The following is a 586-nucleotide window of genomic DNA, read 5'->3' as shown; positions in this document are numbered from 1 at the left end:
AACTTGTGGTTGCAGAGCTAAAAGAGAAATACAACGTAGGTGCCTCCCCTATTCGCGAAGCATTGGTTCAGCTATCGTGGAGCAAATACGTCAAACTCGCGCCGCAAAAAGGCTGCTGGGTTGCACCAGTGTGTAAGCATGAGTTGAATGACTTGTATGAAAGCCTACGGATGACGGCTTCATTTCTATTGAGAAAGGCGATCATGACAGGTGATGAGAACTGGGAACTGGACGTCCTAACTTCATACCACAAACTATCTAGAGTGAATCTCGACCAAGGCTTTTGCTGGAGAGAATGGGAAGAACGCCACTATCACTTTCTTGAAGCGTTGCTTGAGGGGGCGAACTCGCACAATTTGTTTACCTTCTTCCGAGATATTTTAAACCAGATCAAGCGTTACCATTACTTTGCTATGCAAGTGCTAGGAACGAACAATCAAGGTCACTGCAATATCGATGAACAAGAGATGATCATGAAGTTATCGCTGTCTAAAAATAGTGACGATGCGGTGCAGTTTCTGGATCGTTATTTGTTGAAGTCGTTGCAATGTGTCGAAACCGCCATCGACAATCCGCTATAAACGTC

At 44.9% G+C, this 586-nt stretch carries 1 protein-coding gene; it reads left to right on the top strand.

Annotated elements, in window-relative coordinates; all coding sequences use genetic code 11:
• A partial coding sequence (locus R7Q09_RS27095) for an FCD domain-containing protein (RefSeq protein ID WP_318144071.1) occupies nucleotides 1–581 on the top strand: 581 nt, incomplete at its 5' end.
• Nucleotides 582–586 lie beyond the last annotated feature (5 nt).

It is taken from the genome of Vibrio sp. 2130-1, from assembly GCF_033339515.1.
This window is presented reverse-complemented; position numbering and strand designations above follow the sequence as displayed.